At 73.4% G+C, this 16,305-nt stretch carries 14 protein-coding genes; 3 read left to right on the plus strand and 11 right to left on the minus strand.

Going from position 1 to position 16,305, the window contains the following annotated elements; genetic code table 11:
- Window positions 1–48: 48 nt before the first annotated feature.
- Window positions 49–843 carry a serine protease gene (locus tag ACFYPS_RS21860; protein WP_354966788.1) on the plus strand — a complete coding sequence of 265 codons (795 nt, stop codon included), beginning with the start codon at window positions 49–51 and terminating at the stop codon, window positions 841–843.
- Between the two features lie 154 nt (window positions 844–997).
- Here ACFYPS_RS21860 and ACFYPS_RS21865 read toward each other — a convergent pair whose 3' ends face one another.
- Window positions 998–1,330 carry a putative quinol monooxygenase gene (locus ACFYPS_RS21865; RefSeq protein ID WP_354966787.1) on the minus strand — a complete coding sequence of 111 codons (333 nt, stop codon included), beginning with the start codon at window positions 1,328–1,330 and terminating at the stop codon, window positions 998–1,000.
- 180 nt (window positions 1,331–1,510) lie between these two features.
- On the opposite strand from ACFYPS_RS21865, the gene ACFYPS_RS21870 reads away from it, so the two are divergent.
- Together ACFYPS_RS21870 and ACFYPS_RS21875 are read left to right on the plus strand one after the other, a co-directional pair.
- Complete coding sequence (locus ACFYPS_RS21870; RefSeq protein ID WP_387326502.1) at window positions 1,511–2,587, plus strand: glycoside hydrolase family 19 protein; 1,077 nt, start codon at window positions 1,511–1,513, stop codon at window positions 2,585–2,587.
- Between the two features lie 46 nt (window positions 2,588–2,633).
- Window positions 2,634–4,130 carry a family 10 glycosylhydrolase gene (locus tag ACFYPS_RS21875; protein ID WP_387326505.1) on the plus strand — a complete coding sequence of 499 codons (1,497 nt, stop codon included), beginning with the start codon at window positions 2,634–2,636 and terminating at the stop codon, window positions 4,128–4,130.
- Here the strand turns inward: ACFYPS_RS21875 and ACFYPS_RS21880 are convergent.
- The 10 genes from ACFYPS_RS21880 to ACFYPS_RS21925 all read right to left on the minus strand — a co-directional run bounded on the left by ACFYPS_RS21880 (window position 4,105) and on the right by ACFYPS_RS21925 (window position 16,297).
- A complete protein-coding gene (locus ACFYPS_RS21880; RefSeq protein ID WP_387326508.1) occupies window positions 4,105–5,163 on the minus strand; it encodes a zinc-dependent alcohol dehydrogenase family protein in 1,059 nt (352 codons plus the stop codon). The two genes, ACFYPS_RS21875 and ACFYPS_RS21880, sit on opposite strands and share 26 nt — an antisense overlap.
- 144 nt (window positions 5,164–5,307) lie before the next feature.
- Window positions 5,308–7,224: a glycerophosphodiester phosphodiesterase family protein gene (locus ACFYPS_RS21885; protein ID WP_387326510.1), complete on the minus strand. Its 1,917-nt coding sequence runs from the start codon at window positions 7,222–7,224 to the stop codon at window positions 5,308–5,310.
- 109 nt (window positions 7,225–7,333) lie between these two features.
- A complete protein-coding gene (locus ACFYPS_RS21890) occupies window positions 7,334–7,978 on the minus strand; it encodes a response regulator transcription factor (protein WP_354966782.1) in 645 nt (214 codons plus the stop codon).
- The gene (locus ACFYPS_RS21895) at window positions 7,978–9,195 is read right to left on the minus strand and encodes a sensor domain-containing protein (RefSeq protein ID WP_354966781.1); all 1,218 of its coding nucleotides are present in this window, start codon (window positions 9,193–9,195) and stop codon (window positions 7,978–7,980) included. Before ACFYPS_RS21895 ends, ACFYPS_RS21890 begins: the two co-directional genes overlap by 1 nt.
- A 102-nt stretch (window positions 9,196–9,297) precedes the next feature.
- Window positions 9,298–11,835 (minus strand): ABC transporter permease, encoded by a 2,538-nt coding sequence (locus ACFYPS_RS21900; protein ID WP_387326515.1) that lies wholly within the window; start codon window positions 11,833–11,835, stop codon window positions 9,298–9,300.
- On the minus strand, window positions 11,835–12,587 hold the full coding sequence (locus ACFYPS_RS21905; RefSeq protein WP_387326518.1) for an ABC transporter ATP-binding protein: 753 nt from the start codon (window positions 12,585–12,587) through the stop codon (window positions 11,835–11,837). The genes ACFYPS_RS21900 and ACFYPS_RS21905 overlap by 1 nt, the downstream gene beginning before the upstream one ends.
- Window positions 12,588–12,693: 106 nt before the next feature.
- The gene (locus tag ACFYPS_RS21910; RefSeq protein WP_387326521.1) at window positions 12,694–13,395 is read right to left on the minus strand and encodes a cellulose binding domain-containing protein; all 702 of its coding nucleotides are present in this window, start codon (window positions 13,393–13,395) and stop codon (window positions 12,694–12,696) included.
- Between the two features lie 106 nt (window positions 13,396–13,501).
- The gene (locus tag ACFYPS_RS21915; RefSeq protein ID WP_354966777.1) at window positions 13,502–13,882 is read right to left on the minus strand and encodes a DUF742 domain-containing protein; all 381 of its coding nucleotides are present in this window, start codon (window positions 13,880–13,882) and stop codon (window positions 13,502–13,504) included.
- A complete protein-coding gene (locus ACFYPS_RS21920) occupies window positions 13,860–14,309 on the minus strand; it encodes a roadblock/LC7 domain-containing protein (RefSeq protein WP_387326524.1) in 450 nt (149 codons plus the stop codon). Before ACFYPS_RS21920 ends, ACFYPS_RS21915 begins: the two co-directional genes overlap by 23 nt.
- A complete protein-coding gene (locus tag ACFYPS_RS21925) occupies window positions 14,306–16,297 on the minus strand; it encodes a nitrate- and nitrite sensing domain-containing protein (protein ID WP_387326526.1) in 1,992 nt (663 codons plus the stop codon). The genes ACFYPS_RS21920 and ACFYPS_RS21925 overlap by 4 nt, the downstream gene beginning before the upstream one ends.
- Window positions 16,298–16,305 lie beyond the last annotated feature (8 nt).

A 16,305-nucleotide genomic window follows, 5' to 3' on the forward strand; every position in this document is an offset into this window, starting at 1 on the left:
TGAATCAGGTGCGCTCACGAGGCGTGCCGTCCTGATGCGGAGGAATGCATGGTCCGTTGGCGTACCCTCACCGGCCTCCTGGCCACCGTGTTGGCCGCGGTGACCGCGGGCAGCCTCACTGTCGCGGCCCCGGCGGCCGCGGCCGACGTCACTCCGACGCCCAACGTCGTCGGTGGCACCCGGGCCGCCCAGGGCGAGTTCCCCTTCATGGTCCGGCTCTCGATGGGGTGCGGCGGGGCCCTGTACAGCTCGCGGCTGGTGCTCACCGCGGCGCACTGCGTGGGCGCCACCGGCACCAACACCAGCATCACCGCGACGCTCGGCGTGGTCGACCTCCAGTCGTCCAGCCGGATCACCGTCCGGTCGAACTACGTCTACCGGGCTCCCGGCTACAACGGCAACGGCAGGGACTGGGCGCTGATCCGGCTGGCCACCCCCGTCACCGGGCTGAGCACGTTGAAGATCGCGAACACCACCGCGTACGACAGCGGCACCTTCACCGTCGCCGGCTGGGGCGCCGCCCGCGAGGGTGGCTCGCAACAGCGGTACCTGCTCAAGGCGACCGTCCCGTTCGTCAGCGACTCCACCTGCAACTCCTACTACGGCGGGGACATCATCCCCGCACAGGAGATCTGCGCCGGCTACGCCAGCGGTGGCGTGGACACCTGCCAGGGAGACTCGGGCGGCCCGATGTTCCGCCGCGACGCCAGCAACGCCTGGGTCCAGGTCGGGATCGTCAGCTGGGGCAACGGCTGCGCCCGGCCCAACTACCCGGGCGTCTACACCCAGGTGAGCTACTTCGCCTCGACGATCGCCTCGGCCGCCGCGAGTCTCGGCGGCTGACCGTACGCCGAGCGGGTGGCCCGGCCGGCGACGGCCGGGCCACCCGCGTGCGCCGTCACCGCCCTGGCTGCCGGCCCGGAAACGCGTGGCGATGGACGCTGCTCCGCGCGTTCGTGGGACACACGCCGGGGCAGCGGCGGTGCGCCGGTGGTGATCAGCGACCCTCGGGGACGGCCATCTCGCCGAGCAGCGACCAGTCCTGCTGCGGCACGGTGGCGTTCACGATGCGCGGCGTCTCGGCCAGGTGGGGCGGCAGGTCCTGCTGTGCCTTGCGGAAGTGGGCGGACTGCACGTGCGCCGCGCCGGCCTCGTCGTCGCGAAACGCCTCGACCAGCACGTACTCGGTCGGGTCGTCCAGGCTGCGGGACCAGTCGAACCATAGACAGCCCGGCTCGGCCCTGGTCGCCCCGGTGAACTCGGCGGCGATCTGCGGCCACCGGTCAGCGTGCTCGGGCAGAACCCGGAACTTGGCGGTAATGAAGATCATGGCGTCCAGGCTACCCAGACCACCGGGGATCGGCAGCCGCCATCCCGTGCGCCCGTGCCCGGTCCGTGCGGTGGTTCGCCTCGGGAATTAGTAAGGATTGTGAACAGTAGGTGTTACAGTCACTCCTGTCGATGTACTGCCGAGTCATCGGCACGTGGTATCCCAGGAAGGAGTGATCCCATGTCGAGACTGCGGGCCCTGGTCGCACTTGCGGCACTGGTCGTCGCCGGCGGACTGGTGGCAATCATCCCGGCGACCGCCGCATCCGCTGCGGCCTGCGCAGCGTCGTGGCAGGCCTCGGCCGTCTACACGGGAGGCGCCCAGGTCTCCCACAACGGCCGCAACTACCAGGCGAAGTGGTGGACGCAGAACGAGGCGCCGCCGGGCACCACCGGCGTATGGCAGGACCTCGGCGCCTGCGGGGGCGGCACCACACCGCCGCCCACGGGCAGCTGCAACCACCCGAACTGGGTCGCCGGCACCTGGTACGCCACCGGCAGCATCGTGCGGTACACCAACGGTCTGTACTACATCGCCGAGCACGACAATCCCGGCTACGACCCCGTCATCAGCACCTGGTACTGGGAGCCCTACACCTGCAGCGGGACGCCGCCCACCAACCCGCCCACCAACCCCGGCGGCTTCGTGGTCAGCGAGGCCCAGTTCAACCAGATGTTCCCAGGCCGCAACCCCTTCTACACGCACTCCGGGCTCGTCGCCGCCCTCAGCGCCTACTCGGCGTTCACCAGGACCGGCAGCGCGACCGTCCAGCGCCAGGAGGCGGCGGCCTTCCTGGCGAACGTGCACCACGAGACCGGCGGACTCGTCCATGTCGTGGAGCAGAACACCGCCAACTACCCGCACTACTGCGACCCCGGCCAGCCGTACGGCTGCCCGGCGGGGCAGGCCGCCTACTACGGGCGCGGGCCGATCCAGCTGAGCTGGAACTTCAACTACAACGCCGCCGGAAACGCCCTCGGACTGCCCCTGCTGACCAACCCGTGGCTGGTGCAGAACGATGCCGCGGTGGCCTGGAAGACCGCCATCTGGTACTGGATGACCCAGAACGGGCCGGGCAGCATGACCGCCCACAACGCGATGGTCAACGGCGCCGGTTTCGGCGAGACCATCCGCAGCATCAACGGCTCGATCGAGTGCAACGGCGGAAACCCCGGCCAGGTGCAGAGCCGGGTCACCAGGTACCAGCAGTTCGTGGGCATCCTGGGCGTGCCGGCCGGAGCCAACCTCTACTGCTGACACGCGGGCGGGCCTCGTCGCCGCGCGGCCGGCCGGCGCGGCCGCCGTGAGCCCGGCACCCGGCGCCGGCCGGGCGGACGGCATCCCCACCTGTGCCGGCCAGCCGGCCCGGGCGCCCCGCGAGCTGCGCGGCATGTGGATCACCACCGTGAACAACATCGACTGGCCGAGCCGCCGCGGACTGCCGGCCGAGACGGCGCGGGCGGAGTTCCGGGGTTGGCTGGACCTCGCCGTACGGCACAACCACAACGCCGTCTTCGTGCACGTGCGGCCGAGCGGGGACGCGCTCTGGCCGTCCAGCTACGCGCCGTGGTCGGAGTGGCTGACCGGACGCCGCGACGGGCGCGACCCCGGCTGGGACCCGATGGAGTTCATGGTCGCCGAGGCGCACGCCCGCAACCTGGAGTTCCACGCCTGGTTCAACCCGTACCGCGGCGGGCAGCCGGCCACGGTGGGCGGGCCGGGTCCGAAGCTGGACCAGCTCGCGCCGACACACCCGCTGCGGCGACACCGCGACTGGGTGGTGACCTACCCCAGCGCCGACCGGCCCGGCAGCCGCCTCTACTTCAACCCGGGAATCCCTGAGGCGCGCGCCTTCGTCGAGGACTCGATGTTGGAGGCCGTCCAGCGGTACGACGTCGACGGGGTGCACTTCGACGACTTCTTCTACCCGTACCCGGAAGCCGGACAGGACTTCCCGGACGGCGCGGCGTTCGCCCGCTACGGCGGAGGCTTCGCGAACAGGGACGCCTGGCGCCGCGACAACGTGAACACGCTGGTCCGGGAGATGAGCGAGCGGATCAAGGCCATCAAGCCGTGGGTGAAGTTCGGCATCAGCCCGTTCGGCATCTGGCGCAACAAGCGCACCGACCCGGCCGGCTCCGCGACAGCCGGGTTGCAGAGCTACGACGACATCTACGCCGATACCCGCCTCTGGGTACGGGAGCAGTGGCTGGACTACATCGTGCCGCAGCTCTACTGGCACATCGGGTTCGACAAGGCCGACTACGCCAAGCTCCTGCCATGGTGGGCGGCCACCGTGAAGGGCACCCGGGTGCAGCTCTACATCGGCCAGGCCGACTACCGGGTGGGCGAGCGCGGCGCGTGGCGCGACCCGGCCGAGTTGGACCGCCAGCTCGCCCTGAACCGCCGGTACGGGGTGCAGGGAAGTGTGCACTTCAGCGCCCGGCAGGTGCGCGCGGACAAGCTCGGGGCGGTCAGCCGGTACAGCGCGGCGCACTACGCCGGCCCGGCGCTGGTGCCCACCATGGCGCGGTTGCCGGCGGCGCCCCCGGCCGCGCCGGAGGTCACCGGCGTACGGCGCACGGACACCGGAATGGAGCTGAGCTGGCGTGGCGACGACGCCACGAGCTTCGCCGTCTACCGGGTGGACGGCGACGGGGCCCGGCTCGTCGGCACCGCCCGCGGTACGGGGTGGGTCGACCGCACCGCCCCGGCCGACCGTGCGCTCACCTACTGCGTGTCCGCGCTGGATCGCAGCGGGAACGAGGGCCCACTCAGCGCCGCGTCGTCGGCCGGATGAGGCGCATCCCGCCGAGGGCGGGCCGGTCCATCGTGGCCAGCGCGTCAGGCACCTCGCTGAGGCCGATGGTGCGGGTGACGAGCTCGGCGGGGCGCAGCACGTCGGCGGTGACCAGCCGGAGCAGCTCCGGATAGGCGTGCGCGGGCATGCCGTGACTGCCCCGCAGCTCCAGCTCGAACGCGATCACGAGATCCATCGGCAGAGCCGGTCGGCCCTGCGCGGCGGGGAGGAGCCCGACCTGCACGTGCCGCCCCCGCCGGCGCAGGCTCTCGATGGACGCGGCGCAGGTGCCATGACTGCCCAACGCGTCGAGTGACAGGTGGGCGCCGCCGCCGGTCGCCTCCCGAACGGCGGCGGCCACCGCGCCGGGCCCGGTCAGGGCGCTGCCGTCCAGACAGACCGCCGCCCCGCAGTTCCTGGCCAGCTCGAGCGCGCCGGGGCTGACGTCGACCGCCACCACCCGCGCGCCGCAGGCCGCCGCGATCATCACCGCGGACAGGCCCACCCCGCCGCAACCGTGTACCGCCACCCACTCGCCCGCCGCGACGCGCCCCTGGGTGACCACGGCCCGGAACGCCGTGGCGAAGCGGCAACCGAGCGCCGCCGCGGCCGGGTAGTCCAGCTCGTCGGGAAGCCGGACCAGGTTGACGTCGGCGTTCCGCACCGCCACGTACTCCGCGAACGAGCCCCAGTGGGTGAAGCCCGGCTGCGTCTGCCGCTCGCAGACCTGCTGATCGCCGGCGAGGCAGGCCGGGCACCGCCCGCAGGCGCAGACGAACGGCGCCGTGACCCGATCGCCGGGCCGCCAGCCGCGCACGCCGGCGCCGACCGCCGTGACCACGCCGGCGAACTCGTGACCGGGTACGTGCGGCAGGCGGATGTCCGGATCGTGTCCCTGCCAACCGTGCCAGTCGCTGCGGCACAACCCCGTCGCCTCGACGCGGATGACCGCGCCCCCGGGCGGCGGCGCCGGGTCCGGGACGTCGCGGACCTCGGGTCGGGCACCGAACTCGTCGAAGATCACCGCACGCATGCGCCGCATCCTCACACGCCGAAGGCACGAGGAGTTCCCCACCCCACCCGTCGCCGGCCGGACTGGATCACGGCAGCATCGGCCAGCCCCGGCGACGGGAATCCCCGCCGTCGCGACGGCGGGGACACCCGGTGTGGCGACGGACTACTTCAACGCGAGGGTCCGAGCGTCGGCGGCGATGACACTGGCGACCGCTGCCGGCACCAGCTTGCCGGCCTGCCGCTCGGCGTAGGTGGCCAGCTGGGCGTACTGCGCGTGCACCAGCTTGACCGTCATGGCGTTGATCGCGGCCGGCTCGGCGCCCGAGGTGAGGACCAGGTAGCCGAGGCCGGCCTGGCTCACCGTCACGGTGAACGTGCTGGTCGCGGTCGCGGTGCCCTCCGGACCGGTCACCTCGGCACGGACGGTGTGCCTGCCCGCGGTCAGTGTGCCCAGGTCGAGCTTGTGCCCGGCGGCCGACTTCCTGCCGTCGAGCGTGACGGTGACGGTGTCCGCGTTGGTGGCGGCGGCCGCGATCACCGGGGACTGGGCCCGGTCGAGCCGCGCCCCGTCGACCGGCGACGTGATCTGCACGGTCGGATCAGCCGAGGCCCGCTGTATGAACGCCGAGTTCCAGCCGACCAGCTCGGACGCCCGGTTGGTGATGACACCGTCGGTGCCGATCCGCTCCAACCGCTGCCACAGGCCGGCGGAGTCCATCGTCCAGGCCATCACGGCGACCCCGGCGGCGTGCAGCGGGGCGACGACCTCCGGCTTGGCCAGCAGCGCGTTGCCGTCCGGATTGTACGCGGTCAGGTGCAGCTCCCTGGAGATCGCCACCGGATCGGCGTCGAGGCTGCTGCGGAGCAGACCGAGCGGCAGCTCGGGGGCGAGCTCGTAGGTGTATTTCAGGGCGTCGACCTCGAAGCTCTGGACGAACACCCGGCCCATCATCTGCTCGTCCCGGATCACCTGGATGATCGTCGCGACCTCGTCCCGGGTGTGCCGGCCCTTGATCTCCAGCAGCAGGTTGCCGCCCCGGGTACGCAGGTCGGCGAGCTGCTCGGCCAGGGTCGGCACCCGCTCGCCCACATAGTGCGGACCGAACCAGGAGCCGGCGTCGAGCGCCTTGATCTGCGCGGCGGTCAGGTCGCGGATGTTGCCGGTCCCGTCGGTGGTCCGGTCGACCGTGCCGTCGTGCAGGATGAACGGGATGCCGTCCTTGCTCGGCTGGACGTCGTTCTCGATCCAGTCGGCGCCGCCCTTGCGCGCGATCTCCTGCGCGACCAGGGTGTTCTCCGGCGCGGCGGCGGACGCGCCGCGGTGCGCGATCACCGTGAACGGGCTGCCCTCGGGGCGGATGTAGCCGTTCGGCGGCAGCTCGGTGACGGTGACGTCGTCGTACGAGACGGTGCCGCCGTTGACGAAGAGCGCCTGGACGCCGTTGGCGGAGCGCTGGAGGCTGTTCGTGCGCATCGCCTCCCGCCCGTCGAAGATCCAGCGGGCCTGGTTGCCGTGCACCTCGACCGCGACGCGGACGTCCCGACCTGTGCCGGCGGCGTACGGGGCGGAGGCGGTGTTCGTCACGACCCAGGCGTTCGCCGTCGTCCGCTGCGCGAACTCGAGACCGTTGGCGGCGGTGGTGCCGCTGCGCATGGTGGCGATCCACCACGGGGTGGCGCCGTCGGCCGGGACGTCGATGCCGAGCGACGCCCAGCGGGTGGCGGCGGAGACCGACTCGAAGCGCATGGTCGCCTCGAGGCGAAAGTCGGCCAGGTGCCGACCAAAAGTGATCTTGTTGTTCTCGCCCGAGCTGGCGGAGGTTCCGTACAGCCGGCCGTTCTCCACCTTCCAGGCGCCGTCGACCGCGTTCCAGCCGGCGGGCAGCGACCCGGAGGAGAAGTTCTCCGAGACGACGACGTTGCCCGGCTCCGCGGTGGCGGGCGACGACGTCGCGACGGCCACCGCGACGGCAGCGCCGGTGATGGCGAGCGCGGCGATGGTGGCGGTGGTCCGGCTACGCACGGCGACGAGCCTCGTCGCGGCGCGGCCGAGCGGCGATGATGCGGATAGGACAGTCATGCTCGGGACGGTACGAAGCGGACCCGAACTCATGATCAATCGAGCGTGGCTGCCGCCCGAACGCTGGATGTACCGACCGGGAGCGGGGGCCGGGGCCCGCGGGGAGTCGCTAGTGGTTGAGGTAGGCGAGGACCGCGCGGACACGTCGGTTGGCGTCCTCGGCCGGCGGCAGGTCGAGCTTGGCGAAGATGTTGGTGATGTGCTTCTCCACCGAGACCGGCGCCAGGACGAGCGCGGCGCAGATGGCCGCGTTGGACAGGCCCTGGGCCATGAGGCCGAGCACCTCACGTTCCCGTGCGGTGAGCCCGTCGATGCCGTGGTTGCGGCTGTTGCGGGTGAACAGTTGCCGTACCACCTCGGGGTCCAGGGCGGTGCCACCGGTGGCGACCCGCTGCACCGCGTCGAGGAAGTCGTCCAGGGCGGTGACCCGGTCCTTGAGGAGGTAACCGACGCCGCCCCGGCCGTCGGCGAGCAGCTCCACGGCGTAGGCCCGTTCGACGTACTGGGAGACGATGAGCACCTTGGAGTCCGGGTCCGTGGCCCGCAGCGTCAGGGCGGCGCGGAGCCCCTCGTCGCGGAAGCCGGGCGGCAACCGAACGTCGACGATGGACAGATCGGGCCGGTGCTCGGTGACGGCCGCCAGCAGGGCGGGTGCGGTGTCCACGGCGGCGACGACGGTGTGGCCGGTGTCGGTCAGCAGCCGCACCATGCCGTCCCGGAGCAGCAACAGGTCCTCGGCGATCACGATACGCATCAGTGGGGCAGCTCCGCGGACAGGACGGTGGGACCGCCGGGTGGACTGGTGATGGTGAGCCGGCCGTCGAGTGCCTCGACGCGGCGCCGCAGGCCGTCGAGCCCGGAGCCGGCCGGGTCGGCGCCGCCGTGCCCGTCGTCGGTGAGCGTGACGGTGACCGTACCGGCGCCTCGGGCGAGGGTGACGACGCAGGTCCGGGCCTCGGCGTGCTTGCCCGCGTTGGCGAGACCCTCCGCGATGACGAAATAGGCCGCCGACTCGACCGCTGGTGGAAACCGGTCGTCCGGGTCGCCCCGGATTTCGACGGCGAGTGGGCTGTCGCCGGCCAGGGCGGCGACAGCGGCGTGCAGCCCCCGATCGGTGAGGATCGGCGGGTGGATGCCGCGCACCAGCCGGCGCAGCTCGGTGAGGGCGTCGTCGAGCTGCCGGCGGGCGAGGTCCACGTCGGATGCGGCGGGCGCACCGGTCCGCAGCTTGCGGGCGGCCAGCGCCAGCGTCATTCCGGCGGCCACGATCCGGGCCTGGGCGCCGTCGTGCAGGTCCCGCTCGATCCGACGCAGCTCCGCCGCCTGGGCGTCGACGACCCGACGGCGGGTCTGTGCGAGGCGAGCGGCCTCCTCGACGAGTTGTCGGTGCGCGCCGGGCGCCAGCAGGCCCCGGGCCGCGCGGGCCTGGGCGCGTCCGGCGGTCCGTAGAAACCACGCGGTGACCGGCAACAGCAGCACGCCGAGGACGGTCAGACCGAACCGGCCCGGCACCGTCGTCATGAGCGGACGCATCGGGAACGGTGCGTGCGGGTTCGGCACGGCCCACGCCCACGCCGGCGCCACGACGGCGGCGAGATCGACGACGGTGACCACGATGGTGGCGATGCCGCCCGCCAGGCCCAGCGGGAAAACCGCGACCAGCCAGGCCAGGTCACGCCAGGTGGCCGGTTGCACGGCGACCGCGCGGACCCGCTGCCGGACGCTGCCGCCCTCGATCGGCAGGTACGGCGCGGCGATGGCGGAGCCGAGCACCCAACCGGCCCGGTGCCGCTCCAGGTCCGCGAGGCGCCGGGTGACCCAGGTGGCGCCGAGGAACGCCGGGCCACCGAGCTGCGTGACCGACAGCAGGCCGACGGCGAGGGTGGACGCGAGGCTCCAGGCGAGGCCGACGACACCGGCGACGAGGCTGCTGAGCAGGTACGCCAGCGCCGACGCGGTTGTGCGGATCATCCTGGCGATCCTATCGGCGGCACCCCCCACGGCCACCGGCCGGACCCGGCCCCGGACGATCCGGAGGACGGGTCCGAGCGGCGATCCGTTCGGAAGCACCTGTCAGCGTCCGTCGTTCAGGGCCGGCAGGCTGCGCCGCCGCAGCAGGACCCGGGCCGGCACGGCACCCGCGACCAGCCCCAGTGCCGCGACACCGCCGAGCATCCCCGCGTACGTGCCAGCGTCGACGAACACCCGCAACGTGCCGTCCTGCGCGGCACTGAACGCGCCGACCACGATCCCGGTGACCAGTGCGCCCAGCACCAGCCCGACGGTGACCGTGATCACCGCCTCGCGGTCGACCAGCCGGTGCAGCTGCCCGGTCGTCGCCCCGGCCAGCCGCAGCTCAGCGAATTCGCGGCGGCGCGCGACGGTGGCGATGGCGAAGGTGTTGACGACCGCGATCGCCGTGAAGCCGAGGGAGACGACCACCATGAGCTCCCAGGCGCCCTGCTGGTTCTGCGCGTCACCGGCGGGTGCCGCACCGAGCGTGGGGGTCAGCCGCAGGCCGGGCCACGAGGCGGCGATCCGGCCCGGGACGTCGCCTCGGTAGCGCAGCCCGACCGTGCTGACCAGTCCGCGTGGGTCGTGTGCCGCCACCAGGTCCGCGGGCAGCGCCAGGTCGCCGAAGCCACGAGCCCGGGCGTACACCCCGGCGAGACGCAGGTCGACCTGGTGGCCGTCGGCGAGCCAGATCCGCACGTCGTCGCCCATCCGCCAGCCGTACTGACCGGTCAGGTACTCGCTGGCGGCGAACGTGCCCGTGCCGGGCAGCGTCCCGGCGCGCAGGTCGAGGTCGAGCGCGGCCTCGGTGCCGGCGATCAGCAGGCCCTGGCCGGCGAAGTCCTCGGGCTTGCCACCCTGCTCGACGATCGCCCGGGTCGGCAGCGTCGCCGCCGCACCGGTCACCCCGTCGAGAGCGACGAGCCGTTCGACGGTACCGAGCGGAAGCCCGCCCGGTGCGGTCACCTGCGCCGTCGCGGCCGCGGTCCGCTCCGCCTGTTCCCGCCCGGCCAGCTGGCCCAGCAGGGCGCTGTTGAGCAGCATGGTGGCGTTGATCGCGAACATGAGCACGAGCGGGACAGCGACCGCCGCGACCCGTCGCCGCTCGGCCCGGGTGACCAGGCCGGCCAGCCAGCCGGTCGCGCCGCCGGCGCCGACGAGGCGGGACACGGGCGTCGTCAGCGCCCGGACCAGCAGCGGTCCGAGGGCCGCGACCGTGCACAGCAGCAGGGCGGACGACACGAAGGTCATGCCCATTCCGAGCGGCCCGTCGAGCGGAACGAAGGTGAGCAGGGCGATCGCGCCGGCCGTGGTCACCAGCGCGACGCCTGTCCGGGGGACCAGTCCGCCGGTCGGTGCGCTCGCGGTCTCGGCGAGTGCCTGCGTCGGGGCGATCCGCACCGCTCGACGTCCGGCGATCCGGGCACCGATGAAGGTCACCAGCATCCCGGCTGCCGCGGCGGCGACGAGCACGATCACGTTGGTCCGTACGACGAACTGAGCCGGCACCGCGCCCAGCTCGCGGAACCGGGCGGCCACCACGTGGGCGAACACCACACCCAGCGGCGCGCCGGGGAGCGCGGCGGCCCCGGCGAGCAGGAGACTCTCCACGCCGAGGAGGCGGCGCAACTGACCGGGAGTCGCGCCGGCCGTGCGCAGCAGGGCCAGCTCGCGCAGCCGCTGGCGGACGCCGAGCGTGACCGTGCCCGTGAGGACGAAGACGGCCGCGAACGCGGTGATGCCGATGACGAACCCGAAGATCGAGATGGGTCCGATGTAGTCCGGCAGAGCACCGGGCAGGTCGGCCCGAACACGGTCGGCGCCGGTGAGCACCTTGGCGTTCCCGGCAACCCCCCGGACGGCGTCGCGGAGCGCGACCGGGTCGGTGCCGGGTCGGGTGAGGACGGCCACCGCGGTCGGACCGGGCAGCCCGGACACCGCGGCCACCTCGCCGTCGGCGACGAACAGCGCGCCCTGGGCGGGCAGCCCGTCCCGGCCGGCCGGCGCGGCGACGCCGGAGACGACCATGGTGTGGACCCCGGTCTTCGTGGTGACGACGAGACGCCCACCCACCACGGTGCCCGACCGCTGAGCCAGGTCGGCGTCGATGACCACCTGGCCCCGGCCGGGCGCCTCGCCGACGCGCAGCGCGTACGGCGTCAGCGGTGCGGAGGCCCAGCCGTGTCCGATCACCGGAGCCTCGTCGGCGCCGTGCAGTGGACGTCTGTCCGGCGTACTCGCCTGGATCGGAAAGGCGACGTCCGCGACCGCGGCCGCGACACCCGGGAGGCCACCCAGTCGGCTGGCGAGGTCCACCGGCAGCGAGCCGGCCCCGGTGAGCCGTTCGGACTTGACCTTCCGCTTGACCTTGGCCTTGTCCTTCTTCTGCTTGGTGGTGACCTTCTCGAGGGTCACGTCGCGGTCGCCCGAAACGACGATCGGCGCTGCCGCGAACCGGTCGGCCGGCGGCTTCGCGGTGAGCACGGAGGCGAGCAGCAGGCCGCCGCCGGCGAGCAGGGCCACGGCCAACAGCGCGGCGAAGAACGTGCCGGCGTAGGCGCCACGGTGCTGGCGCAGGGTGCCGAGAGCGAGCCGCATCATCGGACGGTCACCGCCGTCATCTGCGCCGCGACCTTCTCGGCGGTCGGGTCGGCGAGTTCGGTGACGATCCGCCCGTCGGCGAGGAACACCGCGCGGTCGGCCCACGCCGCGGCGGCCGGGTCGTGCGTCACCATGACGATCGTCGTGCCGGTCTGGTCCACGGCCTCACGCAGCAGACCGAGCACCTCGCGGCCGGTCGAGAGGTCCAGCGCGCCGGTCGGCTCGTCGGCGAAGATGACCTCCGGCCGGCTGGCGAGCGCGCGGGCGAGCGCGACCCGCTGCCGCTGACCGCCGGACAGTTGGCCGGGCCGGTCGTCTTCCCGCCCGGTGAGCCCGACGCGGCGCATCACCTCCCGCGCCCAGTCCCGGTCCGGTCGTGTTCCGGCCAGCCGTTGTGGGAGCAGGACGTTGTGCCAGACCGACAGCGAGTCCATCAGGTTGTACGACTGGAAGACGAACCCGACCCGCTGCCGCCGTGCCTCGGTGAGCCGGGGCTCACGCAGCCCGCCGATGTCCTGACCGGCGAGGAGCACGCGGCCGCTGTCCGGCCGATCCAGGCCCGCCGCGCAGTGCAGGAGCGTCGATTTGCCCGAGCCCGACGGGCCCATCACGGCGCAGAACGAACCGGCCTCGAAGGCGACCGACACGCCATTCAACGCCCGGACACCGCCCCCGCCGGCATAGGTCTTCGTCACGTCGAGCACCTCGACGACCAGCCCGAGAGCGGGGGTCACATCGCTGTTTCGCATAGCGGAAAGCCTGGTCGAGGCGACGTTTCCGGACCACACGGCGACCCATGATCTCGGCGGTGGGGAAACCCCTACCGAGGGACCGGCCCGCCTCCGGGAAGGCCGGTCAGTGCGGCAGGCCGGTGCAGGCGACCTCGTCGATGGTGCACGCCGTGGGGGTGGAGCCGATCGACGAGCCGTTGACCCGGAACGTCACCCGTACCGAGGCGCTGCCGGGCACCTGCCCGGCGCTGCCGTCGGGCACGAACGTCCACACCGCACCGTCCTGGCTGGCCGTCGCGCCCTCGACCGAGCTGACGCGCAGCGATTCCCTGGGCAGGGTGATGGCCAGCTTCCACCGCGCCACCGGCGCCTCGCCGGGGTTGCTGATGGTCACGGCGGCGCCGTAGCTGAGCAGAGCGTTCTCCGCGATGGCGAAGTCGGCGCGCAGGGCGGCCGGTGTGGGTGGGGCCGTCACGGGGGTCGGCGCGGTCGTGCTCGTCGACGGCTCAGGGGTCGGCGGGGCTGCCGTGGCCTGCGGGGGCACCGGCCTCGTCGGGCTGGTGGCCGCCGGTCTCGCCTGCCCCGCCCTGGGCGTGTCGGTCGGCATAGTGCCCACCTGGTCGGCGGATGGCGGCGGGTCGAGGGCCACCGGTGTCAGCCCTTCCGGCGTGCGCAGCACCCCGATGACGGAGACCGCCGTGGCGATCAGCACCCCGAGGGCCGCGATGACGGCCACCCAGGTGGCCCGGGAAACGTCGCCCCGGCCGGTGAGCACCAGCCGTACGGACGCGGCGACGGCCACGATCCGGTCCAGCAGAACGATCACCACAGTTCGCCGTGGCTGGGGCGGTGTTGCCGGCACTACAGGTCTCCCGTTCAATTCGTCACCGGACACGCGCCTGCGCCCCCCGGTCGGGGGCCAACCGTCCAGTTCACAGCGCGCGAAGCCCGACGAGTATCGCCTCAAGCAGGTCCGCGGTCGGCAGCTCCGACAGCGCCGGCGGTTCGTGCGTCTCGATCAGCCCGGCCGCGAGCAGGTCACCGAGGAGAACCCGGACGGTCCCCAGGGGCAGGTCCAACTCGGCGCCGACCTCAGCCACCGACATCGGATGGTGGCACAGTTCGACGATCCGCGCCTGTTCGGGGAAGAGCGGCGCATCGGGTGTGACGCCCCGCCGGGCGACGACCAGTGAGATCAGGTCGAATCGCCCGCGATCGGATGCGGTGCGCCCGCCGGTCATCGTGTAGGGACGCGCCACCGGGCCGGCGTCGTCGTCGTACCAGGCCTCGTCAGCGGTGTCGGAGGTGTGCACCTGTGTCCCCGCTCCTCGCCGCGGAGGCTGGTTCCAGGGTGACGGGCAGGTGCCGCTCGGCCTGCCCCACGAACAGCGCCACCTCGTACGCCATGTCCCCGATCTCGGCCTCGTCTCCGGCGATCCGAACGGTGAGGATGGTCCCGTTGCGGATGGTGGCGACGAACAGGAACGCCCGCGACATCTGCACCACGATCTGGCGCAGGCCGCCCGCGTCGCAGGTCCGGGTGGCGGCCAAACCCAGCGCCAGCAGGCCGGCCACCACGCCGGAGATCTGCTCGGCCAGCTTCGCCTCGACATGCCGGGACCCGCCCAACGGCAGCCCGTCCGGAGAGAGCACCACGGCGAACTCCGCGCCACGCACCCGGGCGACCAGGCGGTCCAGGGCGCCGGTCAGGCTGTATCCGGTGACCACTGCATGCGTCATCGATGTCTCCTTGCTGCTCTCGCGACCGGCAACTCGACGGTCTCGGGGCCGGGGGTGCCGGGTTCGGGCCCGGTCGGACCGGGTTGGCGGGTCCGCACCGGCAGCTCGCCGTGGTCGCCCGGGCCCGGCCCGTCGGCTCCGGCCCGGGCCGGTCGGTGCGCGGGGTCGGGGGGCGGCGCGGCCGGTCCGCCGACGGCTCCGGTGACCGTGACCAGCCTGGCCGGAAGGAGCACGACCGCGGTCGTCCCACCGCGCTGGCTGTGACGCAGGAAGACCCGTGCGCCGCAGCGGGCGGCGAGCACGGCGACGGTGTACAGCCCGGCCTGGCCGGCGGGCGGGCCGCCCGGGGGCGGGTTGCCGAGCAACCGGTTGGCCCCGGCCAGCGCGGTCGCGTCGAGGCCTGGGCCGTCGTCGACGACCAGGATGGCGCAGCCCTGCGGCCGGTGCTCGCCGGCGACCCGGACGGTGGTCTCCGTCGTCGAGAAGGCGAGGGCGTTCTCGATCAGCTCGGCCAGCAGGTGGATGACGTCCGTGACGGCGGGGCCGGCGAGCGACCAGGGCCAGTGCGGCGCGATCAGGACCCGGTGGTAGTCCGGCACCTCGGCGACCGCACCGCGCGCGACGTCGAGCAGGGGCACCGGATGCCGCCACCGGCGGGCCGGCGCCGCGCCGGCCAGGGCGATCAGCTTCTCCACGTTGCGCCGGACACGGGTGGTGAGGTGGTCGAGCCGGAACAGCTCGTCGGCCTCCTCGGCGGCCCGCTCCCGCCGCTGCATACCGTCCAGCAGACCGAGCTGATCACGTAGCAGGACCTGGTTGCGTCGGGTGAGCCGCAGGAACAGGTCCCGGGTGGCGTGCTCGGTCGTCGTGGCACCCCGGGGCCGGGCCGAGGTCTCGACGCCCGCTGAAGGGTCGGGGCCGGCGAGCGCCGCGCCGGCCGGTGGCTCCGGCCAGCGGCGGTCGATGCCCGAACGGGCCAGCTGGTCGGTCAGCCGGCGGACGGCGGCGGCCCAGCCCAGCAGGACCACGATCACCGCGATGAGGCCGAGCCCCACCACGGCGCCGGTACGCGCGACGATCACGGCGGCACCCGGCGTGGCCCGCTCGACACTGCTGCGGGCGGTCGTCGTCACCAGCTCGTGCAGCGCGCCGAGGGCGGCGTCCGCGGCCGCCCGCCAGGCCGGCCCGGTGATTCCGCTCAGGGGGTTCGCGCTGCCCGTTCGCAGCAGCACGTCCTCCAGGGCGAGCAGGTTCGCGAACCGCGGGCCCTGCGTGAGTCGCTGATGGTCTCCCGGGCCGTCGGCCGGCAGCCCGACGGTCGCCTCGGCGCCCGCGTACCGCTGGTTGCTGACCAGTTCGGCCAGGCGGCGCCGCTCGTCGGGTGAGATCCGGTCGCCGGCCAGGGCGGCGCTGACCAGGGTGTCCTCCCGGGCCAGCAGCTCCCGGGCGCGGGCCAGGCCGATCACCGCGCGGGTGTCGGCGGCGAGCGCACTCTCGTACGCGCCCCACTCCGGGCCGTACACGGCGAAGGCCGCGTCGACGAGCTGGTCGTACCCGTCGACCGCCTCGGCGCGGTCGAGCCGCTCGGCGTCCACCCGGGACCGGACGGCGCTCAGGCCGTTCAGCCGTCGACCGAGCTCGTCGGCCCGGTCGCGGACCGCGCCGGCGGTGAGCAGCCGGAGGTCACGGCCCTCGATGAACGCGCGGACCTCGGCGGCCGCCCGGTCGGTGCCCGCACGTGCCCCGGCCAGCGCGGTCCCCGGCCCCTCAGCGCCGGCGATCGTCTCGGCGGTCAGCCGACGCTCGGTCTGCAGGTTCAGGATCAGCCGGTCGATGGGCTGGCCCAGCGTGTCCGCCAGGGCCCGAACCCGCAGCAGGTCAGCCGCGTCCTGGACGCTCAGGTAGGCCGCGTACGACCAGAGCGTGACCAGCACCGCCGCCAGCGCGACGAGCCGGGTCCGCGTCCGCCGGTCCTCGGGCCCCGTCACGTTCCGCT

Origin of the sequence: Micromonospora sp. NPDC005087, from assembly GCF_042872965.1 — a bacterium.
Lineage (GTDB): Bacteria > Actinomycetota > Actinomycetes > Mycobacteriales > Micromonosporaceae > Micromonospora.

Bases quoted from the DNA above. Each gene is read 5' to 3' on its own strand.
- ACFYPS_RS21860 (WP_354966788.1), top strand. From the start codon at position 49: ATGGTCCGTTGGCGTACCCTCACCGGCCTCCTGGCCACCGTGTTGGCC.
- ACFYPS_RS21865 (WP_354966787.1), bottom strand. From the start codon at position 1,330: ATGATCTTCATTACCGCCAAGTTCCGGGTTCTGCCCGAGCACGCTGAC.
- ACFYPS_RS21870 (WP_387326502.1), top strand. From the start codon at position 1,511: ATGTCGAGACTGCGGGCCCTGGTCGCACTTGCGGCACTGGTCGTCGCC.
- ACFYPS_RS21880 (WP_387326508.1), bottom strand. From the start codon at position 5,163: ATGCGTGCGGTGATCTTCGACGAGTTCGGTGCCCGACCCGAGGTCCGC.
- ACFYPS_RS21885 (WP_387326510.1), bottom strand. From the start codon at position 7,224: ATGACTGTCCTATCCGCATCATCGCCGCTCGGCCGCGCCGCGACGAGG.
- ACFYPS_RS21890 (WP_354966782.1), bottom strand. From the start codon at position 7,978: ATGCGTATCGTGATCGCCGAGGACCTGTTGCTGCTCCGGGACGGCATG.
- ACFYPS_RS21895 (WP_354966781.1), bottom strand. From the start codon at position 9,195: ATGATCCGCACAACCGCGTCGGCGCTGGCGTACCTGCTCAGCAGCCTC.
- ACFYPS_RS21900 (WP_387326515.1), bottom strand. From the start codon at position 11,835: ATGCGGCTCGCTCTCGGCACCCTGCGCCAGCACCGTGGCGCCTACGCC.
- ACFYPS_RS21905 (WP_387326518.1), bottom strand. From the start codon at position 12,587: ATGCGAAACAGCGATGTGACCCCCGCTCTCGGGCTGGTCGTCGAGGTG.
- ACFYPS_RS21920 (WP_387326524.1), bottom strand. From the start codon at position 14,309: ATGACGCATGCAGTGGTCACCGGATACAGCCTGACCGGCGCCCTGGAC.